The sequence below is a fragment of the Novosphingobium sp. genome, from assembly GCF_019748365.1.
In the GTDB taxonomy this organism is placed as follows: Bacteria; Pseudomonadota; Alphaproteobacteria; order Sphingomonadales; family Sphingomonadaceae; genus Novosphingobium.
In genome coordinates, this window is record NZ_JAIEPN010000035.1 from 24,337 (window position 1) to 48,142 (window position 23,806).

22 protein-coding genes are annotated in these 23,806 nt (G+C 65.1%); 11 read left to right on the plus strand and 11 right to left on the minus strand.

Annotation, left to right across the window (positions count from 1 at the left end):
- Window positions 1-25: 25 nt before the first annotated feature.
- Genes metG through mazG form a run of 5 tightly spaced genes read left to right on the plus strand, consistent with a single transcriptional unit; the run spans window position 26 to window position 4,155 of the window.
- Window positions 26-1,588, plus strand: coding sequence for a methionine--tRNA ligase (gene metG / locus K5Q19_RS04950; RefSeq protein WP_292941804.1), 1,563 nt, complete (start codon window positions 26-28; stop codon window positions 1,586-1,588).
- Window positions 1,588-2,364, plus strand: coding sequence for a TatD family hydrolase (locus K5Q19_RS04955; RefSeq protein WP_292941806.1), 777 nt, complete (start codon window positions 1,588-1,590; stop codon window positions 2,362-2,364). Before metG ends, K5Q19_RS04955 begins: the two co-directional genes overlap by 1 nt.
- Window positions 2,361-3,128 (plus strand): MBL fold metallo-hydrolase, encoded by a 768-nt coding sequence (locus K5Q19_RS04960; RefSeq protein WP_292941808.1) that lies wholly within the window; start codon window positions 2,361-2,363, stop codon window positions 3,126-3,128. The genes K5Q19_RS04955 and K5Q19_RS04960 overlap by 4 nt, the downstream gene beginning before the upstream one ends.
- Window positions 3,125-3,295, plus strand: a complete 171-nt coding sequence (locus tag K5Q19_RS04965; protein WP_292941810.1) for a hypothetical protein — start codon at window positions 3,125-3,127, stop codon at window positions 3,293-3,295. The genes K5Q19_RS04960 and K5Q19_RS04965 overlap by 4 nt, the downstream gene beginning before the upstream one ends.
- Window positions 3,296-3,351: 56 nt before the next feature.
- Entirely contained in the window at window positions 3,352-4,155 is an 804-nt protein-coding gene (gene mazG / locus K5Q19_RS04970; protein WP_292941812.1) for a nucleoside triphosphate pyrophosphohydrolase, read from the plus strand.
- 4 nt (window positions 4,156-4,159) lie between these two features.
- Here mazG and hflX read toward each other — a convergent pair whose 3' ends face one another.
- The 7 genes from hflX to dusB form a co-directional block, all read right to left on the minus strand.
- Window positions 4,160-5,497 (minus strand): GTPase HflX, encoded by a 1,338-nt coding sequence (gene hflX / locus K5Q19_RS04975; protein WP_292941814.1) that lies wholly within the window; start codon window positions 5,495-5,497, stop codon window positions 4,160-4,162.
- A 22-nt stretch (window positions 5,498-5,519) separates the two neighbouring features.
- Complete coding sequence (gene hfq / locus K5Q19_RS04980; protein ID WP_292941816.1) at window positions 5,520-6,092, minus strand: RNA chaperone Hfq; 573 nt, start codon at window positions 6,090-6,092, stop codon at window positions 5,520-5,522.
- 223 nt (window positions 6,093-6,315) lie between these two features.
- Window positions 6,316-7,701: a sigma-54 dependent transcriptional regulator gene (locus K5Q19_RS04985; protein ID WP_292941818.1), complete on the minus strand. Its 1,386-nt coding sequence runs from the start codon at window positions 7,699-7,701 to the stop codon at window positions 6,316-6,318.
- A 26-nt stretch (window positions 7,702-7,727) separates the two neighbouring features.
- The gene (locus K5Q19_RS04990) at window positions 7,728-9,971 is read right to left on the minus strand and encodes an ATP-binding protein (protein ID WP_292941820.1); all 2,244 of its coding nucleotides are present in this window, start codon (window positions 9,969-9,971) and stop codon (window positions 7,728-7,730) included.
- A gap of 153 nt (window positions 9,972-10,124) precedes the next feature.
- Window positions 10,125-11,558 (minus strand): sigma-54 dependent transcriptional regulator, encoded by a 1,434-nt coding sequence (locus K5Q19_RS04995; protein WP_292941822.1) that lies wholly within the window; start codon window positions 11,556-11,558, stop codon window positions 10,125-10,127.
- Window positions 11,555-12,670, minus strand: a complete 1,116-nt coding sequence (locus K5Q19_RS05000; protein WP_292941824.1) for an ATP-binding protein — start codon at window positions 12,668-12,670, stop codon at window positions 11,555-11,557. Before K5Q19_RS05000 ends, K5Q19_RS04995 begins: the two co-directional genes overlap by 4 nt.
- Window positions 12,667-13,695 (minus strand): tRNA dihydrouridine synthase DusB, encoded by a 1,029-nt coding sequence (dusB, locus tag K5Q19_RS05005; protein WP_292941826.1) that lies wholly within the window; start codon window positions 13,693-13,695, stop codon window positions 12,667-12,669. The genes K5Q19_RS05000 and dusB overlap by 4 nt, the downstream gene beginning before the upstream one ends.
- A 74-nt stretch (window positions 13,696-13,769) precedes the next feature.
- Here dusB and K5Q19_RS05010 point away from each other — a divergent pair, with 74 nt between their 5' ends.
- Genes K5Q19_RS05010 through K5Q19_RS05020 form a run of 3 tightly spaced genes read left to right on the plus strand, consistent with a single transcriptional unit; the run spans window position 13,770 to window position 16,006 of the window.
- Entirely contained in the window at window positions 13,770-14,927 is a 1,158-nt protein-coding gene (locus K5Q19_RS05010; protein WP_292941828.1) for a bifunctional 2-C-methyl-D-erythritol 4-phosphate cytidylyltransferase/2-C-methyl-D-erythritol 2,4-cyclodiphosphate synthase, read from the plus strand.
- Window positions 14,928-14,941: 14 nt separating this feature from the next.
- The gene (locus K5Q19_RS05015) at window positions 14,942-15,499 is read left to right on the plus strand and encodes a hypothetical protein (protein ID WP_292941830.1); all 558 of its coding nucleotides are present in this window, start codon (window positions 14,942-14,944) and stop codon (window positions 15,497-15,499) included.
- Between the two features lie 3 nt (window positions 15,500-15,502).
- Window positions 15,503-16,006, plus strand: a complete 504-nt coding sequence (locus K5Q19_RS05020) for a CinA family protein (protein ID WP_292941832.1) — start codon at window positions 15,503-15,505, stop codon at window positions 16,004-16,006.
- Here K5Q19_RS05020 and K5Q19_RS05025 read toward each other — a convergent pair.
- Both K5Q19_RS05025 and lipA read right to left on the minus strand, forming a co-directional pair.
- A complete protein-coding gene (locus K5Q19_RS05025) occupies window positions 15,967-16,428 on the minus strand; it encodes a type II toxin-antitoxin system RatA family toxin (RefSeq protein WP_292941834.1) in 462 nt (153 codons plus the stop codon). The two genes, K5Q19_RS05020 and K5Q19_RS05025, sit on opposite strands and share 40 nt — an antisense overlap.
- A 4-nt stretch (window positions 16,429-16,432) precedes the next feature.
- On the minus strand, window positions 16,433-17,374 hold the full coding sequence (lipA, locus tag K5Q19_RS05030; RefSeq protein ID WP_292941836.1) for a lipoyl synthase: 942 nt from the start codon (window positions 17,372-17,374) through the stop codon (window positions 16,433-16,435).
- A gap of 66 nt (window positions 17,375-17,440) precedes the next feature.
- Here lipA and K5Q19_RS05035 point away from each other — a divergent pair, with 66 nt between their 5' ends.
- The gene (locus K5Q19_RS05035) at window positions 17,441-18,094 is read left to right on the plus strand and encodes a carbonic anhydrase (protein WP_292941838.1); all 654 of its coding nucleotides are present in this window, start codon (window positions 17,441-17,443) and stop codon (window positions 18,092-18,094) included.
- 198 nt (window positions 18,095-18,292) lie between these two features.
- Here the strand turns inward: K5Q19_RS05035 and K5Q19_RS05040 are convergent, their stop codons facing one another.
- Window positions 18,293-19,609, minus strand: coding sequence for a hypothetical protein (locus tag K5Q19_RS05040; protein WP_292941840.1), 1,317 nt, complete (start codon window positions 19,607-19,609; stop codon window positions 18,293-18,295).
- A gap of 355 nt (window positions 19,610-19,964) precedes the next feature.
- Between K5Q19_RS05040 and gyrA the strand changes: the two genes are divergently transcribed.
- Window positions 19,965-22,682 carry a DNA gyrase subunit A gene (gene gyrA, locus K5Q19_RS05045; RefSeq protein WP_292941842.1) on the plus strand — a complete coding sequence of 906 codons (2,718 nt, stop codon included), beginning with the start codon at window positions 19,965-19,967 and terminating at the stop codon, window positions 22,680-22,682.
- Window positions 22,679-23,023, plus strand: coding sequence for a DUF952 domain-containing protein (locus K5Q19_RS05050; RefSeq protein WP_292941844.1), 345 nt, complete (start codon window positions 22,679-22,681; stop codon window positions 23,021-23,023). The genes gyrA and K5Q19_RS05050 overlap by 4 nt, the downstream gene beginning before the upstream one ends.
- A 98-nt stretch (window positions 23,024-23,121) precedes the next feature.
- On the opposite strand, the gene K5Q19_RS05055 is transcribed toward K5Q19_RS05050, so the two are convergent.
- Window positions 23,122-23,778 (minus strand): lysoplasmalogenase, encoded by a 657-nt coding sequence (locus K5Q19_RS05055; RefSeq protein ID WP_292941846.1) that lies wholly within the window; start codon window positions 23,776-23,778, stop codon window positions 23,122-23,124.
- Window positions 23,779-23,806: the final 28 nt, after the last annotated feature.

Genomic DNA, 23,806 nt, shown 5'->3' on the forward strand with positions numbered 1-23,806 from the left:
CCAAAGCCAAGGACAGTCGCAGCCCATGGGCGAGCCCTATTACATCACGACCGCCATCAGCTATCCCAACGGGAAGCCGCATATCGGCCACGCCTATGAGGCGATCGCCGCCGACGTGATTGCGCGCTTCCACAAGGCGATGGGGCGCGATGTGCGCTTCCAGACCGGGACCGACGAGCACGGGCTCAAGATGGCGCAGAAGGCGCGCGAGCTGGGCGTGACCCCGGCTCAACTGGCGGATGAAATGACGAGCCATTTCATTGCGATGGCTGATGCCCTGAATGTCGATTATGACGTCTTCATCCGCACCACCGAACCGCGCCACCATGCAGCAACGCAGGAATTGTGGCGGCGGATGGAGGCGAACGGCGACCTCTATCTCGACCGTTACGAGGGCTGGTACTCGGTGCGTGACGAGGCCTACTATGACGCCAGCGAACTGATCGACGGGGAAGGGGGGGAGAAGCTCTCTCCGCAAGGTACTCCGGTCGAATGGACCGTCGAGGAAAGCTGGTTCTTCCGCCTCTCGAAGTATCAGGAGCCACTGCTCGCGCTGTTCCGCGACAATCCGCAGTTCATTCAGCCCGACAGCCGCCGCAACGAGATGATCGCGTTCGTTTCGCAGGGCCTGCGCGATCTCTCGGTTTCGCGCACAAGCTTTGACTGGGGCGTCAAGGTTCCAGGCAGTGACAACCACGTGATGTACGTGTGGGTCGATGCGCTGACGAACTATATCACCGGCCTTGGTTTTCCCGATGAAACAGGGGATTATGCTGAGTATTGGCCAGCTGACCTGCACCTGATCGGTAAGGACATCGTGCGCTTCCACACGATCTATTGGCCAGCCTTCCTGATGAGTGCCGGCCTGCCGGTGCCAAAGCAGGTCTTCGGCCATGGCTTCCTTCTGAACCGCGGGCAGAAGGAGTCGAAGTCGCTCGGCAACGTGACCGATCCGCTGGCGCTGGCCGAGACATTCGGGGTCGACACCCTGCGTTATTTCCTGATGCGCGACGTGGTGTTCGGCCAGGACGGTTCCTATTCGCCCGAAGCCATCGTGACACGCTGCAACGCCGAATTGGCGAACAGCTACGGCAATCTGGTGCAGCGCACGCTTTCCATGATTTTCAAGAACATGGACGGCGAAATTGCCAAGTTCGCGAGTGCCGAGGCAGATGACCGGCTGCTTGCCACGGTGTTCGAGGCTTGCCACGACGACCTGCCGCGCGAGTTTGCTGCGCTCAATTTCTCGGCCGGGATCGACGCGTGGATGCGCGCGGTGTTTGCATGCAACCAGTATGTCGACGAGCAGGCGCCCTGGGCGCTGCGCAAGAGCGATCCCGAACGCATGCGCGCCGTGCTGATGACGCTGTTCATGGCGATCCGCGATCTCACCATCGCGATCCACCCGGTCGTGCCTACAGCGGCGGACAAGGTGCTGGATCAGCTGGGAATTCCGGCGGGCGAGCGCGGGATCACCGCGCTGACGCAGGCCGACTGGTTCCTCGCGCGCGTCGCCACCGGCGAGCGGCTCGCGGCACCGAGCCCGGCGTTCCCAAGGCTGGAGCTGCCGGAGGAAGACGCCGCCTGATGCTGATCGATTCGCACTGCCACCTCAACTACAAGGGTCTGATCGAAACACAGGCCGACGTGCTGGCGCGCGCGCGGGCGCGCGGCGTGCAGGGCTTCCTCAATATCTCGACACGGCAGAGCGAATGGGATGCCGTGCTGGCGACAGCGCAGCGCGAGAGCGATGTGTGGGCGAGCATCGGCATCCATCCGCACGAGGCCGATGCCCATGCCGATCTGGGGGCCGAGGCGCTGCTCGCGGCAACGGCCGATCCCAAGGTGATCGCCATCGGCGAAACTGGGCTTGATTACTACTACGATCATTCGGACCGGCAGGTGCAGCAGGACCTGTTCCGGGTGCACATCGGTGTTGCCCGCGAAACCGGCCTGCCGATCGTCATTCACACCCGCGATGCCGAAGACGACACGCTGCGGATCCTCACCGAGGAAATGGCGAAGGGCGTGTTTCCCGCGCTGATCCATTGCTTCACGGCCAGCGCAGAGTTTGGCCGCGCGGTGCTTGATCTGGGCCTGACCATTTCGATCTCGGGGATCGTGACCTTCAAGAACGCCAAGAACTTGCAGGCCTTTGTTGCCGAAGTTCCCGATGAGCGGCTGCTGGTCGAGACCGACGCGCCGTTCCTTGCGCCGGTGCCGCATCGGGGCAAGGTCTGCGAGCCGGGCTTTGTTGCCGATACTTGCGCCTTCGTGGCGGCGCTGCGGGGAACCTCGCCTGAAGCACTTGCGGACCAGACCGGAGCAAATTTCTTTCGCCTGTTCACCAAGGCGCCGGCATGAAGCTTGTCGTACTGGGCTCCGGCACTTCGACCGGGGTGCCGCGCATCGGCAACGACTGGGGCGATTGCGACCCGGAGGAGCCGCGCAACCGGCGCACGCGGGTGGCGATTGTGGTGGAAGGCGCCGATGGCGGACGGGTCCTTGTCGATACGCCGACGGACTTGCGCCACCAGCTGCTCGCGACGGGCATTGCGCGGATCGACGGCGTGGTCTGGACGCACGACCATGCCGACCACACGCATGGAATCGATGATCTGCGGCCTTTGCGCATGGGCCGTGGCGCGCCGATACCTGGCTATGCGGCAGATGAGACGGTTCGCCGGTTGCGGCAGCGTTTCGGCTATGTCTTCGCCGGGCAATTTGGCTATCCGACGATCTGCAACCTCGACAATCTCGATCGCGTCCGCATGGTGGCTGGAATCGGCGTGACTCATTGCCAGATGCCGCATGGCCCCGCGCAGACCACCGCGTTCCGCTTCGATCAGGGCGGTAAGTCAATCGGTTACGCGACGGACTTCAGTGCGATTACCGGCGAGATGGTGGCGCTGTTTGATCGGGTCGATGTGCTGGTGGTCGATGCCCTGCGGCGGCAGCCGCATCCGACCCATGCGCATCTTGCGATGTCGCTTGAACTGATCGAGGCCTGCCGGGCGGAGCGCGCGGTGCTGACGCATCTCGACAAGAGCATGGATTACCGGACGCTGTGCGACGAGACGCCGGGGCATGTCGAACCCGGCTATGACGGGATGGAAATCGAACTGTGACGCCGGACAAGTTCGTCGCGCTGATCGGGATCGTGGCGGCGCTGGTGCTTGTCCTTGCCAACGGGCGGCTGCGCGGCCTCAAGCTTTCGTCGGGCATGATGATGGCAGGGGCCTGGGTGGTGATCATCCTTGCCGCAGCACTGGCGTTTGCTGGGTTTCGGCAATGAGTGGCTTTGGCTCCATTTAACATAATAAATATTATCAAACTCAAGGATCGGTCCTTATGAGCGTCACTCCCGAGGTCTCCCCCGCTACGGAAACAGCCACGGCTCCCGGAATTGCAAGGCTTCTGGGAATCATGGCGCGGCTGCGCGATCCCGAGACGGGCTGCGAATGGGACGTTGCGCAAAGCTTTCGGACGATCGCGCCTTACACGATCGAAGAAGCGTACGAAGTGGCCGATGCGATCGAGCGCGATGATCTCTCCGCGCTGCGCGAGGAACTCGGCGATCTGCTGCTTCAGGTCGTGTTCCATAGCCGCATGGCCGAAGAACTGGGCGCGTTCGACTTCGATGCCGTCGCTCACGCCATTTCGGACAAGATGACCGAGCGGCACCCCCACATCTTCGGCGATGCGGCCAATCAGGGCCAATCGCGTGAAGTCCGCTGGGAGGCCCAGAAGGCCGCCGAGCGCGCGGCCAAGGGCGCGACGAGTGCGCTTGATGGCGTGGCACTCGCTCTGCCGGCCTTGATGCGGGCGGAGAAACTGCAGAAGCGCGCGGCACGCGTTGGCTTCGACTGGCCGGACACCGCAGGCCCGCGCGCAAAGGTGATCGAAGAACTGGACGAACTGGCGGATGCCGGAAGCGAAGCCGAGCGGCTCGACGAAGCGGGCGACCTGCTTTTCGCGGCGGTCAATCTGGTGCGCCGATATGGCATCGCACCGGAAGATGCACTCCGCCACGGCAATGCCAAGTTCGAGCGGCGGTTCCGCGGGATGGAAGCGCTGGCGGGATCTGCTTTCCCTTCGCTTTCGCTGGAGGAACAGGAAGCGCTGTGGCAGCAGGTCAAGGCTGCCGAAGGCTGACCGCTCAAAGCTGGACGAAACGCCCCAGTTCGCGCGGTGTAAGCCGCACGGTCAGGCGCTGCATCGGGGCGCCGTTTTCATCCTCGATCTGCATTTCGGACATGACTTCGCCGTGCGCGTGGAGCCATGCGAGCTTCTGTCCGTCCGCCATTGGCACTGACAATTCAAGCACTTGTGCGCCGCCGGTGAGCATCTCGCTCAGCAGCGCAACGAGCTTGTCGACGCCCTCGCCCGTCTGTGCCGAGATCGGCACGACCTGCCGGTCGGGCACGCCCGCCGTGATAAGATCGCGGCGCATGGCGCTGTCTTCATCAGTGAGCAGATCCCACTTGTTCCACGCTTCGATGATCGGAACCGAGGCGCCCTCCTCCCCGATCACGCCGAGATCGGCGAGGATTTCCTCGACTTCGAGTTTCTGCGCCGAGGTTGCGGGATTGGCGATATCGCGCACGTGCACGATGACGTCAGCCGCGGTCACTTCCTCCAGCGTGGCACGGAAGGCGGCCACGAGCTGCGTGGGAAGCTCGGAAATGAAGCCGACCGTGTCGGACAGGATCGCCTTGTCGAGCCCCGGCAGGCGGATGGCGCGCATCGTGGGGTCGAGCGTGGCGAAGAGCAGGTCCTCGGCCATGACATCGGCTCCGGTCATGCGATTGAACAGAGTGGACTTGCCGGCGTTGGTATAGCCGACAAGCGCAATGACCGGCCACGGCGCGCGCTGGCGGCGTTCGCGGTGGAGCGTGCGTGTGCGGCGGACTTGCTCGAGCTCGCGGCGGATGCGGGCCATGCGGCCACGGATCAGGCGGCGGTCAGCCTCGATCTGGGTTTCGCCGGGACCGCCGAGGAAGCCGAAGCCGCCGCGCTGGCGTTCAAGGTGAGTCCAGCTGCGCACGAGGCGGCCGGCCTGATAATCGAGGTGGGCGAGTTCGACCTGGAGGCGACCCTCCGCCGTGGCGGCACGCTCGCCGAAGATTTCGAGAATCAGCCCGGTGCGGTCGATAACCTTGCGTTCGAGCTTGTCCTCGAGATTGCGCTGCTGGATCGCCGAAAGCGCGCCATCGATGATGACGAGTTCGGCATCCGACTGGGCAATCGCGACGGCGATCTTCTGGACCTGTCCTTCACCAAACAGCGTGGCAGGCCGCACGGCACGGATCGGCAGCGCGAAGGCATCGACGACATCGATGCCGATCGCGCGGGCGAGCCCCTGCCCTTCTTCCAGACGGGACTCGGCATCGAGCCCGCCCTTCTGGCGCAAGTCGGGAAGGACAACGACGGCGCGGGCGCCGCGTGTCACTTCCCCGACAAGCTCGGTTTCCCGGCCGAATTCAAAACCGCTCATGCGGTTCGGCCTGTTTCAAGGTTCAGGATGATTCGCCGTCCCACTCGCCAGAGAGGTCGACATGGCCGGCCGGCTGGATCGTCGAGACAGCGTGCTTGTAGGCGAGCTGCACATAGCCCTCGCGTTCGAGCAGCATGCAGAACAGATCGTACGCCGCAACCCGGCCCTGAAGCATGACGCCGTTCACCAGGAACATCGTCACCTGCACCCCGGCATCGCGCACGCTGGAGAGGAACACGTCCTGCAGCAGGCGCTTCTTCGAGGAATCGTCATTGCCGGGGGCGAAATGCGCCGCAGCGAGCTGCTGCCCGGGCATGATGGTCGAGATGGCGTGCTTATAGACCAGCTGCGACTGCCCATCGCGGCGCAGGAGAATGGAGAAGTTGTCGAACCAGGTCACGATGCCCTGCAGCTTGACACCCTTCACGAGGAACATCGTGACGGGAATCTTGTTCTTTCTCAGAAAGTTGAGGAAGACATCCTGAAGGTTCTGGCCCTTCCCTGCAACAAGCGCCACCGCGGGGGCAGCGGCTTCGGGAGCCGGGGTCGGTTCAACCTTGGTGCGCGGACGCGCGGATAGGGTTCTGCCGGTCATGATGGTATTTCCTTTCGTTTTTTTGGTGCCCGAACGCTCTGCGGCGACAAGGCACAATCTGGCAGGGCCCGCACTCACTCCCTTCGAAGCTCGGTCTGAACCGAATCTCGACAAAGGTTTGCGCGGCGCCACAGCCGGTCAGCAGCCACAATCCTATGTCGGGATTGCTGCTTCGTACAGGGGCAAAATGGGTTGAGCCGTTGCTGACCTTATGAGCGGCGGCTCAATCGAGCTCTTCGTCCTCACGGCGCTCGGCCATCCCGAGGAGCTTGAGCTTGCGGTGCAGTGCCGAGCGTTCCATGCCGATGAAGCTCGCAGTTTTCGAGATATTCCCGGAGAACCGGCGGATCTGGACCTTGAGATACTCACGCTCGAAGTTCTCGCGCGCTTCGCGAAGGGGCACGCCCATCAGCGCTGACGTACTCGAATCGCCGCCGAGGCGCGTGGTCACGATTTCAGACGGGAGCATGTCGGCATCGATGCGAGTCAGCCGCTCGCGCGGGGCGAGAATGATCGTGCGCTCGACCACATTGCGCAGCTGGCGGACATTGCCTGGCCAGTCATAGCTCTGCATCGCGGCAATGGCCTCGGGCGAGATCGCCGGCGGCTGCACGCCCTGCTCGTTGGCGTAGCGCGAGAAGAAATGGTCAGCGAGCGCGGGGATGTCCTCGCGCCGCTCGATCAGCGACGGGATCGAGACGGGAACCACGTTGAGCCGGTAGTACAAGTCCTCGCGGAAGCGGCGCTCGGCGATTTCCTTTTCGAGCGGGCGCGAAGAGGACGAGACGACGCGCACATCGACGCGGATCTGGCGGTGGCCGCCGACGCGCACGAACGATTGCTCAGTGAGCACGCGCAGAATGCGGGCCTGGCTGGAAGCGGGCATCTCGGCCACTTCATCAAGGAACAGCGTTCCCCCATCCGCCATTTCGAGCAGCCCTGCCCGAACCAGCTTGCCGTCGATTTCCTCACCGAACAGCTCCTGCTCGAAGCGTTCAGGGGTGATGCGCGCGGAATTGACGGTGACGAAAGCGTGATCGGCGCGCGGGCTCCACGAATGGAGCAGCCGCGCGGCGACTTCCTTGCCGGAGCCCGCCGGACCGGTAATGAGCAGGCGGCTGCCGGTGTTGGCCACACGCTTCAAGGTTGCGCGCACGGCATTGATCGCGCTGGAATTGCCGGTGAAGCCATCGGCCATCGAGAGGCCCTGCCGCAGCCGCGCGTTCTCTCGGCGCAGGCGTTCGGTGGCGGTGGCGCGTTCGACGAGGAGCAGAAGGCGCTCGGCCTCGAAAGGCTTCTCAAGGAAGTCCATCGCCCCGCGCCCGATCGCCGAGACCGCGGTATCGATGTTGCCATGGCCGGAGAAGATGATCACCGGCAGTTCCGGCTCGCGCTTCTTGATCTCGTCGAGCACTTCGAGGCCGTCCATCGGGCTGCCGTGGAGCCAGACGTCGAGCAGGACGAGGCTGGGCCGCCGCTCGTCCACTGCAGCGAGCGCGGCGGTGCTGTCTGCTGCCGTGCGGCAGCCGTAGCCTTCGTCGCTGAGCACGCCGGCGACAAGCTCGCGGATATCGCGTTCGTCGTCCACGATGAGGATATCGAGTGCCATTGGTCGGTTGGTCCTGGGTGTCTAGTCTAGCGGTTGGCGGGAACGGGCGTGGCAGGGGCGGCAGGCGTATCAGAGACAGCCTCTGCCGCGATGGGATTGCGGGCAAAGCGCATGATCACCGAAGTGCCGCCCGCTTCGTTGGGCGCAAAGGCCATGGCGCCGCCATGCTCCTCAACGATCTTGTTTACGATCGCGAGGCCGAGGCCGGTGCCCTTCTCGCGCGTTGTCATGTAGGGCTCGAGGATGCGGTCGCGCTCGGCCGGGAGGCCGACGCCGTTGTCAGCGATCGTCACGGTAACGGCTTGGCGGTCGGCCGTCAGGCTCACCGCGATCCGCCCGCGATAGGCGATATCCTCACCCTTGGCGCGCGTCTCGATCGCCTCGATGGCATTCTTGAGCACATTGGTCATGGCCTGACCGATCTGGTGGCGATCCGCCTCGACCGGTACTTGAGCCTCGCCCTCGAAGGTGAAAGTGATGTCGCTGTGCGCCACTTCCTGCAGGAACAGAGCCTGCCGGACGAGGTCGCTCGCATCCTCGGCGCGGAACACCGGCTTGGGCAGGCGGGCAAACGAGGAGAACTCGTCGACCATTTGACGCAGATCGCCGACCTGACGGATGATCGTGGCGGTGAGTTCCTCGAAAAGCTCCGGATCAGTCTCGATCTGGCGGCGGTAGCGGCGCTTGAGCCGCTCGGTCGCAAGCTGGATCGGGGTCAGCGGGTTCTTGATTTCGTGCGCGATACGGCGGGCAACGTCGGACCAGGCGGCGCGGCGCTGATCGAGCAGCTGGCGGGTGATGTCTTCGAAGGTGATCACGTGGCCGTTGCGGTCTGCCGTGACCTTGACCGCAAGCGTGAGCAGATCACCGCCCTTGGCATAGTGGACAATGCCGCTGGGCTCTCCGCCGGCGACAAACTGGGCCAGCTGCGGCGCGATTTCGGCCAGCGGCGCGCCGACGGGATTGGGCACTTCCTCATGTTCGCGCGCCGGCTGCAGCAGCGCCTGCGCCGAGCTGTTCATCAGTCGGATCGCACCTTCGCGGTCGATCGAGACAATGCCGGCGGTGATGGATTCCAGCACCGCTTCGATAAAGGCGCGGCGCACTTCAAGCTGGGCATTGGCGCTGACAAGGGCCAGGGTCTGCGTTTCCAGCTGCGCGGTCATTCGGTTGAAGGCCCGCGCGAGGAGGCCGACTTCATCGGTGCCGTTGCCGGGCTGGACGCGCATCTCGAAGTTGCCGCTGCCGACATTGCGCGCCGCCGAGACAAGCTCGATCAGCGGCGCGACCTGCCGGTCGGCAAAACGCAGCGCGACCCACACGGCCAGCCCGACCAGCGCAAGGCTGATTACCAGCAGCGCGATGTTGAACCGCAGTTGCAGCGCGCGGGCACGGCGGGAAAGAAAATCGTAGGCCTTGAGCACGCTCTGCGCGCGCTGCCACTGGTTGAGCGCCAGCGCATCGGAATTGCGCGCGACGTAGAGATAGATGCCGCGGGTACGGTCGACCGGGGTGACTGCTTCGATCCGCGCCGCCGATGCGGTGACGACGACCGGCTCACCCCCATCGATCCGTGCGAGTTCCGAAGGCGTGATCCGCTCGCGCTGCTCGTTTCTGGCCGGATCGACGATGGCCGCAGTGCGCAGGGTCCCGTCCGGGCCCTTCTCGATGATCGCAGATTCGTTGAGCCTGCGATTGATCACCTGCCACGAATAGCCCTCGGCGAATTCCTGGCTGGTGATCGGCGCCTGCCCCAGATAGTCGCGCAGGTCGCCCGCCATCGCGACGCTTTCATTGCCAACATCGCGCAGCTTGTCGGCGTAATAACCCCGCGCGAGGCTGTTGGCGTTTTCCAGCATGCCGCGCGAGTTGTCGGAGAACCAGAACTCCACGCCCGACTGGAACAGGAGCGAGGCAAAAACCACCACGAGCAGCGTTGGAATCGCCGCAATGAGCGAGAACAGCCAGACAAGCCGAACATGGAGCCGTCCGCTGCTGCCAAGCACGCTGCGCGCCGCGCGGCGCAACGCGAGGCGGCGGCCGATCAGTACGATCAGGGCCATGGCCGGGACAAGCGTCCCGATCAGCAGGCTGGCGGTCAGCCGGGAAGGCAGCAGCTGATTGGCGTTACCGCTTGAGGACAGCGCCATCCAGGTGACGGTGACCATCAGCGCGAGCGCCATGGTCGCGGTCATTTCGAGCAGCAGGAAAACGTTGGCGCGACGCATCGCCACCAGAAGGCGGCGATACCACCTCGGTGAGCGCCGCATGCCGCCTTTGCCGTTCTGAACCATCGTTGCGAATGTACAACACTGCTGTTGCAGGATTGCAAGTCGATTCGACGAAAAGCAGACTACATACGGCGGACGGCATATCGCCGCGGCGTGACGTCAGTCCGAGGCCGCAGCCACCCTCAAGTCCGCTCAGCCGCGCGTGGCCGCGTCTTCAGGATGGATCGACAACTCGGAGAGGCGCTTGCGCAGCGTGTTGCGGTTGATGCCGAGCAGGCGCGCGGCGCGCAGCTGGTTGCCGCCGGTGACAGACAGCGCATGAAGGAACAGCGGGCGCTCGAATGCGGCAAGCGCGGCGCTGTAGAGTTCGCCCTCGCCCGGTTCTTCCTGAGCGAGCCAATTGGAGAGCGCCTCGGCGAAATCGGCTGCCAGCACCGGCGCCGCGAGTCCGGGATGCGGCTGAGCGCGGTCCTGTGCCAGCAGCGGCTCAATGGTGGCGGCATCGATCACTTCATCGCGGGCGAGCAGCGCGAGGCGATAGACGAAATTGCGCAGCTCGCGCACATTGCCGCGCCAAGGCTGCCGCGCAAGCAGCGCTGCGCCGGCTGCAGTCAACTGGCGGCGCGGCAGGCCCTCCCCCGCTGCACGGACAAGGAAGTGGCGGGCCAGCGCCTCGATATCATCGGCGCGCTCGCGCAAGGGGGGCAGCGAAATCGGCACAACGGCGAGGCGATAATAGAGATCCTCGCGGAAGGTGCCGGCCGCGATCATCGGTTCAAGGTCGCGGTTGGTGGCTGCAACGATGCGGCAGTCGAGCGTGATTTCCTCGGTGCCGCCGACACGGCGGATGCGGCCCGATTGCAGCGCACGCAGCAGCCGGGTCTGCGCATCCAGCGGCATGTCGCCTATTTCGTCGAGAAACAGCGTACCGCCGCGTGCTTGTTCGAACTTGCCGATGCGGCGTGTGACAGCGCCGGTAAAGGCGCCCTTTTCGTGCCCGAACAGTTCGCTTTCAATGAGATCGCTGGGGATGGCGGCGGTATTGACGGCAATGAAGGGCCCGGCATTGCGCTTGCCGAGCTGATGGATCGCCTCGGCCACCAGTTCCTTGCCCGTGCCGGATTCGCCAAGGATGAGGACGGTCAAATCGTTGCGCAGCACGCGCGTGATCATGCGGTAGACCGTCTGCATGGCGAGGCTGCGGCCCACCAGCGGCAAGCCGGGGGCAACGTCCTCGGCGATTTCCTCGGCGCCGGCGCTCTCGCTGGAACCGATGGCCTGCCGCACCGTGCGGACCAGTTCATCGAGATCGAAGGGCTTGGGGAAGTATTCGAAGGCGCCGGTATCGCTCGCGCGGACAGCCGTATCGAGCGTGTTCTGTGCCGAAAGGATGATCACCGGCATGTGCGGGGCCGTCTCGCGCACGCGCCCGAGGGTTTCCATTCCATCGCCGTCGGTCAGCACCACGTCGGTGAGCATCAGGCCATACTGTCGCTCCGCCAGCAGCCGGTCACGATCGGCTATCGAGGCACAGCGGGAGACGTCATAGCCTTCGGCCTCGAGCGCCGCCGTGATGACGAGCGCAATCGAGGCGTCGTCCTCCACGAGAAGAATACGGCGCTTCATGGTTTCACGGCTCCAGCCACGGGCAGATGCAGGCGGAAATGCGTCCATCCGCGCAAATCATCGCGGTCGTGCGTCACGCGTCCGTTCATTTCGCGCACAAGCTTCTGGACAAGCGCGAGGCCAAGGCCCTGCCCGTTCTTCTTGCCGGTCACGAAAGGATCGAAAATGTGATCGCGCAGGGCCGGATCGATGCCGGGGCCATTGTCGCTGACGCGCAGCTCGATTGGCAGGCGCAGCGGCTTGCCCCCGGGGCCGGCATGGAGCTGGATGCCGCTGGCAAAGCGGGTGCGCACGGCGATGCGGGGCTCGCGCGCGGTTTCGCAGGCCTCTCGCGCATTGGTGAAGAGGTTGAGCAAGACCTGCACCAGCGCATCGGGATTGGCCATGACCGGCGGCAGCGAGGGATCGAACTCTTCCTCGACCACAAATCCGCCGTGCCCCGCCGCCACCACCGCTTGCGCGCGGCGCACGGCTTCGTGCAGATTGCAGGCGGTTCCGGGCTCGCGCCCACGGCGGGAGAGCGACTGCATCTGGTCGACCAGCTTGGCAATGCGGTCGACTTCACCGGTAATAAGTTCGGTGAGCGCCCGGTCGGTATCGCCCAGCTTGCGGCCCAGGAGCTGCGCCGCGCCGCGAATGCCCGCCAGTGGGTTCTTGATCTCATGCGCGAGGACTTCGGGCGCGCGCAGCGGTGTGCCCTCCCCCGCCCCGGCTCCGCCGCCGTCGCCCGAAAGCGCCTCGACCCCGACACCCTCGCTGAGCGCGAGAAGCTGCCACCCAGGGAAATAGGCGACCGGAGAGGTCATGACGTCGATCCGGCGCGCGGGCGCACCGAGAATGCGGACAAGCGAATCGCGCGCAAGAAGCTGCGCTTCACCCTCGGCCAGACGGCGCAGGATGAGCGGCTCCTCGAAGGCGAAGACATCCTCCACTGCCTTGCCGACCAGCCTGCGGGCGCCTTGCCCGGCCAGCTGTTCGGCTGCGGGATTGGCGGCGGCGATGGTGAGGTCGAGCGCCAGTGTGAATATCGCCAGCGGCAAACTGGCAACGATGCGCTTGGGATCAGGTCGCGCGCTATCGCCAACCTTGCGCCAGTCGGCAGGACCGCTCATGCCGCCGCGCGGCTGGCAGGGGCAGCCATCGCGCGGCCATAGAACTCGGCAAGTGAAGCAAGCACGACTTTGGGATCGTCGATGAAGTTCACGCGGTTGCGGAACTCCGCCGAACCGGCCAGGCCCTTGGTGTACCACCCCAAGTGCTTGCGCGCCATGTTGACGCCGGTGATGGTGCCATAATGCTCGAGCATTGCATGATAATGCTCTGTGATCAGGGCATATTGCTCGGCAAGGGTGGGTTCGGGGCGATATTCGCCGGTATCGAGCCAGTGCATGACCTGCCCCAGCAGCCACGGTTTGCCATAGGCGCCGCGCCCGATCATCAGGCCGTCCGCTCCGCTCTGCTCGATGGCAGCGGCGGCGTCCTCGATCCCGCAGATATCGCCGTTGACGATGACCGGGATCGAAACCGCATCCTTCACCTTCCGCACAAAAGCCCAGTCGGCGCTGCCTTTGTACATCTGGTTGCGGGTGCGGCCGTGGACGGTGATCATCTGCGCGCCGAGATCCTGCGCGATGCGCGCAAGCTCGGGCGCGTTGAGGCTGTCATGACACCAGCCCATGCGCATCTTGACGGTGACCGGCACCTTGACCGCCTTGACCGTCGCCGCGATCAGCGCGGTGGCGAGCGGGATGTCGCGCATCAGCGCCGAGCCGCAATCGCCGCTGACGATCTTGCGCACCGGGCAGCCCATGTTGATGTCGATGATTGCCGCGCCCTTGTCTTCCGAGATGCGGGCCGCTTCGGCCATCTGCGCGGGCTCGTTGCCCATGAGCTGCATCGAGACCGGCTCTTCCGTGGGGTGCCACGCCGCTTTCTGGATCGACTGGCGCGTTTCGCGGATCGCGGCGGGACTGGCGATCATTTCCGTCACATTGAGGCCCGAGCCGAACCGGCGGACCATGGTGCGGAACGGCAGATCCGAGACACCCGTCATCGGCGCCAGCACGACGGGCTGCGCAATGCGCACTGGGCCGACCATGATCGGCTTGAGCTCGGGCGGGGCGGGAAGTTCGCTCATAAGGGTCTGCCTAAAAAAGAGGCATGCGCTTAGTCGATTGCGCGGTTTGCGGCAAGGACTGTAAGGGGCGGTGCATGAGCCTGCCTGCATCCGCTTCCGTTGCCGCTGTTGTCGTCGCCGCCGGGCAAGGTCTGCGTGCGGGTGGAACGGTGCCCAAGCAGTTTGCGCTTTGGCGGGGCAAGCCGCTGGTGCGGCATTCGGTGGAAGCGCTCGCCAGGGCCGGGGTTTCGCCGATCGTGGCAGTGATCCCCGCAAACTGGGAAGATACCGCAAAGGAGGCACTGGCCGGACTGCCCGGCGTGCTCTTCGTCCACGGCGCGGCGAGCCGCCAGGGATCGGTGCGCGCCGGCTTGGAAGCACTTGCAGGCGATGTACCCGATCATGTGCTGATCCACGATGCGGCACGGCCCGATCTTCCCGAGGCGGTTATTGCGGCGCTGGTCACCGCGCTCGAAGCCCGGCCCGGTGCCATTCCGGTGCTGCCGGTGGTGGACAGCGTGGTGCGCGGGGCGGAGGGGCTGCGCGGCGCCTTTGTCGAGCGCGACGGGCTTTACCGCGTGCAGACCCCGCAAGCCTTCCACTTCGATGCGATCCTTGCCGCGCACCGGGTATGGGATGGCGCAGCGGATGCAGGCGATGACGCTGCCGTTGCCGAAGCGGCAAGGCTGGCTGTCGCGCTCGTTCCGGGCGACGAGCGGCTCAAGAAAGTCACTTTTGCGGAAGATCTGAAGGATGACGGCATGACACTCCCCGCCGTGCGCACCGGCATGGGCTACGACGTTCACCGCCTTGCCGAGGGCGAAGAACTATGGCTATGCGGCATGAAAATCGAGCATTCCAAAGGCCTTGCCGGGCACTCCGACGCTGACGTCGCCATCCATGCGCTGGTCGATGCGCTGCTGGGCGCGGTGGCGGCGGGTGATATCGGCGATCACTTCCCGCCATCGGACCCGCAGTGGCGGGGTGCCGCATCGGACCGGTTCCTCGCGCATGCAGGAACACTGGTGGCCGCGGCGGGTTATGCCATTGGCAACGTCGATGTCACGATCATCTGCGAGACTCCGCGCATTGGCCCCCACAAGGCAGCCATGCGGGCACGGCTCGCGGCGATTCTGGCGATTGACATCGCCGCGGTGAGCGTCAAGGCGACAACCACCGAGCGGCTCGGCTTCACCGGTCGCGGCGAAGGGATTGCTGCGCAGGCGGTGGCCACTGTCATCGCGCGCGGCTGAAGGAGTTGCGGTTCATGTCGCTGGTACGGAACTTGGTCTGGGGCGCGGCGCTGACCTCGCTCGGCGCAGCGGAACTCGCCGCGGCGCAGGAACCGGCCTGCCTGAGCGAGCGCGAGGTAACGAGCCTTGTGACCTATGCGCTGCCGGTGGTGATGGATTCCACCATGAAGACCTGCCGTCCGCAGCTCTCGCCGCAGGGCTATTTCGCGACGCAGGGTTCCTCGCTGGTGCAGCGCTATGCAGCGCGCAAGAGCGCGGCCTGGCCGGAAGCGCGTGCGGCGCTGGTCAAGCTCGGCGGCAATGACGACAAGCTCAAGGATATCGTCTCGAGCCTTTCGGACGAGGCGCTGCAGCCATTTGCGGAAGGCATGGTCGCCGCCGTCGTGACCAGGGGGATCAAGCCCGGCCAGTGCAAGGCGATCGAGCGCGCGACAAGGCTGCTCTCACCCCTTCCCCCGGAAAACACGGCGGAACTGGTGACCTTCGTTCTCGTGATGGCGGACAAGCCCAAGGTGCGCGGCGCGGTGGGTGCCAGCAAGAAGTCCGACCTGCCGATCTGCCCGGCGGCCTGAGCGATGGACACCCTGCTTCCCGCTGAACTCACCGCCCTCGCCGCGCGGGTGATTGCCGAAAACAAGGCGGCCGGCCGCATGGTGGCGGTGGCGGAAAGCTGCACTGGCGGGCTCGTTGCCGCAGCGCTGACCGAGATCGCCGGATCATCCGCCGTGGTCGATCGCGGTTTCGTGACTTATTCGAACGAGGCCAAGCACGAGATGCTGGGCGTCTCGACCGATCTGATCGATACCTTCGGCGCGGTTTCGGTCGCGGTGGCCTGGTCAATGGCGCAAGGCGCGCTCAAGCATTCGAGAGCGCAGGTTGCGGTGGCAATCACCGGGATCGCTGGGCCGGATGGCGGCAGCGAGCAGAAGCCGGTGGGGACGGTCGTCTTTGCCAAGGCCGAGCGCGGCGAGGATCCCGAGGCCGTAAATGCCGAGTTCAAGGTGTTCGAGACCGCGAAAACCCGCGCCGAAGTGCGGCTTCAGGCGGCGCTGGTCGCGCTTGAGCTTCTGCTGCCGTAGACCTTTTCCGCGCGCGTTTCGAAGGCGGCGACCATCTTGCGGAAGGCACGGTCGAGATACTGGCCGGCCAGCGCTTCCAGAATCGCGCTGCGGAAGGTGAAATCGACGTTGAAGTCGATCACGCAGCTGCCATCTTCCTCGGCGCGGAATTCCCAGGTGTTCGAAAGGCGCTTCAGGGGCCCGTCGAGGTACTCGACCGCGATGCGGTTCGGGCGTTCCTTCAGCACGCGCGAGGTGAACTTTTCGCGCAGGGCGCTGAAACCGACCATCATGTCGGCTACCATCTCCGTCTCGCTGTCGGACTTGATGCGCGTCGCGACGACCCAGGGGAGGAACTCCGGGTAGCGCTTCACGTCGGCGACGAGATCGAACATCTCCTCGGCCGACCAGGCGAGCCGCCGCTGCTGGTTGATCACCGGCATGGGATCAGCCCCTCGCGGCGGCCTTCGCCAGTTGGGCTTCGCGGGCGGCGCGCATTTCGGCAAAATCTTCGCCGGCGTGGTAGCTCGACCGGGTCAGCGGGCTCGACGCGACCTGCAGGAAGCCCTTGGCGCGGGCGATCGCGCCATAGGCGGCAAAGGCCTGCGGCGTCACGAAATCGATCACCGGCGCGTGCTTGGGCGTGGGCTGGAGGTACTGGCCCATGGTGAGGAAATCGATGCCGGCCGAACGCATGTCGTCCATCACCTGATGCACTTCGAGCCGTTCCTCGCCGAGCCCGAGCATGACGCCCGACTTGGTGAAGACGCGCGGATCGTGGTGCTTGACCTCTTCGAGCAGGCGCAGCGAGGCGTAGTAGCGCGCGCCGGGGCGGATGGTGGGATAGAGCCGCGGCACGGTTTCAAGGTTGTGGTTGTAGACGTCGGGCCCCGCCGCCATGATCGCCTCGACCGCGCTGCGCATCTTGCCGCGGAAATCCGGGGTCAGGATCTCGATCGTGGTCTTCGGCGTCGCGGCGCGCAAAGCCTCGATCACCTTCACAAACTGGCTCGCGCCGCCATCGGGCAAGTCATCGCGATCGACCGAAGTCACCACGATGTGTTCGAGCCCAAGCTTGGCGGCAGCTTCGGCGACATGGCCCGGCTCGCTCGCATCGACCTTGCGCGGCATGCCGGTCTTGACGTTGCAGAAGGCGCAGGCGCGGGTGCAGACATCGCCGAGGATCATGACGGTCGCGTGCTTCTTCGTCCAGCACTCGCCGATGTTCGGGCAGGCCGCTTCCTCGCACACCGTGTTGAGCCCGAGGCTGCGCATGAGGCCGCGCGTTTCCTCATAACCCTTGCTGGTGGGTGCCTTGACCCGGATCCAATCGGGCTTGCGAGCACGCGCCGGGCGATCCGGCGCGGCAATCGGGGTCTGATCGTTCATGGCGGTTCAGATAGGCGCATGAAGCATGACTTGAAAGATGCATTCGTACGCTGCAACAGACCCCTTATGGCCAGACCTTTCTCACCAGAGCTCGATCACCTCATCGAAGGCTATCGCCGCTTCCGCACGAATGGCTGGACCCCGCGGCTCGAGCGCTGGCACCAGTTGCGCGAGGGACAAGAGCCGCCGGTCATGGTGATCGCCTGTTCGGACAGCCGCGTCGATCCCGCGCAGATCTTCGATACCGACCCGGGCGAGATGTTCGTGGTGCGCAATGTGGCCGCGCTGGTGCCGCCGTTCGAGACCTCGCCCGGCTACCACGGTGTTTCCGCAGCGCTCGAATTTGCGGTCCAGGTGCTCAAAGTCCGCAAGATCGTCGTGCTCGGCCATGGCATGTGCGGTGGCTGCCGCGCGGCGCTGACGCAGGAGCTGGAAGGCACAGAGCCCGGCGAAGGCGGCTTCATCAACGACTGGATCGGCCTCCTCAGCCCGGCGCGCGACGGCGTCGTCCATGCCCATGGCACCAGCGGCCGCCTGGCCGAGCGCGCGATGGAGCAGGCCGGGGTGAAGGTCAGCCTTGCCAACTTGCGCACCTTCCCTTGCGTGCGCCGCAAGGAAGCCGCCGGCGAACTGCGGCTGCGCGGCGCGTTCTTCGCGATCTCGGACGGGGTGCTGCATGTCCTCGACGAAGAAACCGGCGAGTTCAGCGAGGTGCAGTGAGATCATAGCCGCAGAGCATCGGCCTCAGCCGCTCTGTATTCCCGCCTTCGCGGGAATGACGACGCAAGAAGGTGAACCGCTCAAGACTTCGTCATCCCCGCGAAGGCGGGGAACCAGAGCAGCACAGCTCAACGCCGGAAACAAAAAGGGCGGCCCCGCGAGGCCGCCCTTTCCGTTTGCCTTGAGGCGCTCAGCCGATCAGGGCTTGGCCTTCTGGTCTGCGAGGACCGACCACAGCCTGGCCAGCGGAGCGCGCACGCCGCCGACCTTGGCAAAGCTGGCCTTCGCCGCGTCGAACTTGTCCTGATCGAGCTGGGCGATGCCGAGGCGGGTCTCGGCGCGGTCCATGTCGAACGTGCCGCCCTTGGTCAGCGCGAGCTGGTAGAGTTCCTCGGCCTTGGCGGGGTTGTCATAGGAGAGATAGGCATCGGCCGTCGCGACCGCGAGCTTGCCATCGGCAGAAGCGCGGGCGTCCTTTTCGAGGCCGACGAGCGAGGCCTTGTCCGCCGCGATACGGCCCTTCGCCTGCGCGAGCGAGTCGCTGACAAACACGTCGCTGGCATCGAGCGCACCCTTTGAAAGGCCGAGCTCGATGATCTTCACCGTTTCGCCAGGCAGACGGCGCGGGTCCGCAGCCTGAACGTATTCGATGAATTCACGCGCGACATACTGCTTCTCGTTGTCGAGCGCGCCGCTGCGCAGGAACAGACGGCCCAGATCGAGCGACTCTTCCTTGCCGAAGCCGCCGAACTCGCGCGCGAGCTGGCCAGCGCCGAGCCAGTTGAGCGCGGTCGGCTGCGCGGCGACTTCGAGCGTCGACCACTCGATCGCCTGCGGCCCGAGCTTCGCCTTGTAAGCGATGATCTTGGCGCGCGTGTACCAGTTGTCGGGTACGTTGCCTCCTGCTGCCTTGCGGGCATCGTAGGCCGTCTTGAGCGCGGCGATACCTTCTGCGGGCTTGCCAAGCTGCGTGTAGGAGTCAGCGAGCATTTCAGCCGCGGCGTCTTCCGTGACATTGCCCTGGATAGCCTTCGTCAGCGGCTCGATCGCGCCCTGGAAGTCCTTCGCCGAATAGGCGAAGTTGCCCAGATAGAAGTTGAAGGTCGGGATCTTGTCCGGCTCGAGCAGGCCGCTGTCGATCATGTTCTTGATGCCGCGCGAGCGCATCGCGTTGTCTTCAAGGAAGCCGCCGAGCTGAACCGCGAACTGGCCGGCGGCAAGCTTGTCCTGCCCGGTCTTGGCCGCGGCTTCAGCCTTTGCGACTGCCTCGGCAGCACCGCCCAGCGTGGCCTTGATCTGCGCGTCGGGCGTGCCCTTGGCCTTGGCGGCCTGCGCGTCCTGCACCAGCTTCTGCACAGGGCCGGCGACGGCGATGAATTCCTTGGAATAGGTGCCGCCCTTGGGGGCTTCCTTTTCCTTCGCGATAGCCGGTGCGGCACCGAGCAGCACGCTGCCAGCGGCAAGACCGGTTGACAGCGCCACAGCGAGCGCGGCCCGCGCTGTCATGAATTTCATTGCATTACCCCGCATCACTTCGTCTCCTCCTGGCCCACTCCGGCAGACCGGACCGGTCCCCAGATCGTTCCTGCCCCGGGCCGTATCCCAAAACATCGGCAGAATGGACATGTCTTTCACTCCGTCCGCGCCGAACCTCTGGCGGCAAATCGCCGCCTTGGCAACGCCTTGCTGCATTGGAACCCACCGGGTGAACCCGGATTGAATACCAATTCGTCTCATTGTTCAGGTATTATCAGCATCCGCGTTCGCATGTGTGGAAAAGCCGCGCTGATCCGGGCGGTTTTCTGGTGTTTGCCGGGGCTTTGGCCTAGTGCCTTGAGCTTCCCTGACAGCAAATGAAAAAGCCACCGACGTGAGCGATGATACTGGCCTGATCGACCCACCCGCCCCGCTGCCGGACCACGAGTTCCAGCGGATCGACATCGTCGATGAAATGAAGACGAGCTACCTCGATTACGCGATGAGCGTGATCGTGAGCCGAGCGCTGCCCGATGTGCGCGACGGCCTGAAGCCCGTCCACCGCCGCATCCTGTGGACCAGCCACGAAAACGGATTCACTTCGACCAAGGCTTATCGCAAATCGGCGCGTATCGTCGGCGATTGCATGGGCAAGTACCACCCGCATGGCGACAGCGCGATCTATGACGCGCTGGCGCGCATGACGCAAGACTGGTCGATGCGGCTGCCGCTGATCGACGGCCAGGGCAACTTCGGCTCGATGGACCCCGATCCGCCGGCCTCGATGCGCTATACCGAAGCGCGCCTAGCCAAGGTGGCCGATGCGCTGATGGCGGATATCGACAAGGATACGGTCGATTTCCAGCCCAACTACGACGGCTCGGAAAACGAGCCGCAAGTGCTGCCGGCGCGGTTCCCGAACCTCCTCGTCAACGGCGCAGGCGGCATCGCGGTCGGCATGGCGACCAATATCCCGCCGCATAACCTCGGCGAAGTGATCGACGGCTGCCTTGCCTATATGGCGAACCCGGCAATCACCATCGACGAGCTGATCCAGATCATCCCAGCCCCCGATTTCCCGACCGCGCCGCTGATCCTCGGCGCCAGCGGCGCGCGCAAGGCCTATCACGAAGGCCGCGGCTCGATCGTGATGCGCGCGCGGCACGAGATCGAGGATACCAAGGGCGGGCGCGGCGACGGGCGCAAGTCGATCGTGCTCACCTCGATCCCCTATCAGGTCGGCAAGAACAGCCTGGTCGAGAAGATCGCCGAAGCCGCAAAGGACAAGCGGATCGAGGGCATCTCGGACATCCGCGACGAATCGAACCGCGAAGGCGTGCGCGTGGTCATCGACCTCAAGCGCGATGCGACGCCCGAAGTCGTGCTCAACCAGATCTGGCGCAACACGCCCGCGCAATCGAACTTCCCGGCCAACATGCTGGCGATCCGGGGCGGGCGGCCGGAAATCCTGACGCTGCGCGACATCATCGAGGCCTTCGTCCAGTTCCGCGAGGAAGTGATCCAGCGCCGCACCAAGTTCGAGCTGAACAAGGCGCGCGACCGGGCGCATATCCTGCTCGGGCTCGTCGTCGCGGTCTCCAATCTCGACGAGGTTGTGCGCATTATCCGCGCCTCGGCCAACCCAGCGCTGGCGCGCGAGACGCTGATGGCGCGCGAATGGCCGATCGGTGACATCGCGCCCTATATCCGTCTGGTCGAGGCGATCGAGGACGAGGCGCTGGAAGGCGAGAGCGGCAGCTACCGCCTCAGCGAAACGCAGGTCCGCGCGATTCTCGACCTCAGGCTTCACCGCCTGACCGCGCTGGGACGCGACGAGATCGGCGCCGAGCTCGAAGTACTGTCGAAGGCGATTGCCGAGTACCTCGCGATCCTCGCCGACCGCGAGAAGCTCTATGCGGTAATGCGCGAGGAACTGGTCGCAGTGCGCGATGCCTATGCCACCCCGCGCCGCTGCGAGATCACCGCGCCGGCCGACGGGATCGAGGACGAGGACCTGATCGAGCGCGAGGACATGGTCGTCACGATCACCCTCGACGGCTACATCAAGCGCACTCCACTTTCGACTTTCCGCGCGCAGAACCGGGGCGGCAAGGGCCGCAGCGGCATGGCGACCAAGGAAGAGGATGCGGTGGCGACGATGTTCGTCACTTCGACTCACACGCCGGTGCTGTTCTTCTCGACTGCAGGCAAGGTCTATCGCCTGAAGGTCTGGCGCCTGCCCGAAGGCGGGCCGACGACGCGCGGGCGGCCGATGGTCAATCTGCTCCCCGCACTGGACGCGGGCGAGACGATTGCCACGGTGCTGCCGCTGCCCGAGGACGAGGCGGAATGGGGCAAGCTCTCGGTGGTGTTTGCCACCGCCAAGGGCAACGTGCGCCGCAACGCGATGGATGCCTTTGCCAACATCCCCTCGAACGGCAAGTTCGCCATGCGCTTCGAGGAAGGCGACGAGGACCGGCTGATCGGCGTCGCGCTGCTCGATCCCACCGATGATGTGCTGCTGGCGACGCGCAGCGGCAAGGCGATCCGCTTTGCCGGCGATGAAGTGCGCGAATTCACGAGCCGCACTTCGACCGGCGTGCGCGGCATGACGCTGAAGGGCGATGACGAGGTGATCTCGCTCTCGATCCTCCACCGCGTCGGCACCAGCGCGGAGGAGCGCGAGGAATACGTCCGCTTCGCGCCGTGGAAGGGCGAGAAGGAGGGCGAGCCTTCGATTGCGCCCGAGCGCATGGCCGAATTGCAGGCGCGCGAACAGTTCATCCTGACGGTCTGCGCCAATGGCTATGGCAAGCTCTCTTCGGCTTACGAGTATCGCCGGACCGGGCGCGGCGGCCAGGGCATCACCAATATCGACAACATCGCCCGCAATGGCCCGGTGGTGGCGAGCTTCCCGGCAAGCCAGGCCGATCAGCTGATGCTGGTGACCGATCAGGCCAAGCTGATCCGCCTGCCGCTTGAATCGTTGCGCGTGATCGGGCGCGGCTCGGCGGGGGTGCGGCTGTTCAACGTCTCAGGCGGCGAACAGGTGGTGAGCGCCGTGCGTCTGGCCGAGGAAGAGGGCGAGCCAGAAGCGGAAGCTGAAGCGTGAGCCAGCTTGAGGTTGTCGCCTACAAGGTCCTGACCGCCGGGCAGATGGACATTCTGCTGCGGGACGGCGTGTTTGCCGGTGCGCCGATCGATCTGGCGGATGGCTACATTCATCTGTCTACCGCAGAGCAGGTTACCGAAACCGTAAACAAGCACTTTGCCGGGCAGACCGATCTTCATGTCGCGGCGGTGGACCTTGCGGCGCTGGGCGATGCGGTGAAGTGGGAGCCTTCGCGCGGGGGGCAGCTGTTCCCGCATGTCTACGCAGCACTGCCGCTGAGCGCGGTGACGGCGCATGGGCCGCTGGCGCGCGGGAGCGACGGGGCGGTCGTCCTGCCCTGAAAGCACCAACCCTCGTCATTCCCGCGAAGGCGGGAATCCAGGGCCCGAAAGCACAGCGCTAGCCGCTCTGGATTCCCGCCTTCGCGGGAATGACGAAGCTAGGGTGCAAAGAACTGCCCCCTGCGCCGCAGCGCGCCGATCACGCCGACAGTGATGAGGAACTGGCCGAAATAGTAGAGCGGCCAGACCAGCAGGTGCGGGATTGCGCTCTCTGCCAGCGGCCCCATGCGCGCGAAGATCAGCAGGTCGGATAGCGCAAACATCGCGGCACCCAGCGCAACCCGCCGGCGCGGGAAGTCGCTGGCGAAGGCGGCAGCCGCCATGCCGCCGAGGCCAAATGCATAGAGCGCGACTTCCGGCCGCCGCGTCAGCTCGAAACTGAGAAAGGGAATGATAAGCAACAGGGCTGCCGTTACAGCGCGCTCCGCCGTGGGCATCACCTGACGCTGGTGCTTGCGGTAGAGCGCGATGGCCATGAGGTGCCCAAGCACGAACGCCAACGCCCCAAAGGTAAAGTCCACTTCAAGTATCATGTCGCCCAGCGCGCCGAGCGCCATGACGAGCGCGATGCGGTGCGCGTCCGCCACCGGGTGGTGGCGCCAGGCGTAGACGGCAAGCAGGCCGACCCCCGCCCCTTTCCACAGGATGAGGTAGAGGCCGGGTATCCAGCTGCCCGCGACGAACCAGTAGCTGATCCCTGCGACGAGGCTGGCGAGCAGCCACGGACGTTGTTCGATCAAGGCGCGCTGCGGCATGGCCTCCCCTTCCCTTGCGGTCCCTAGG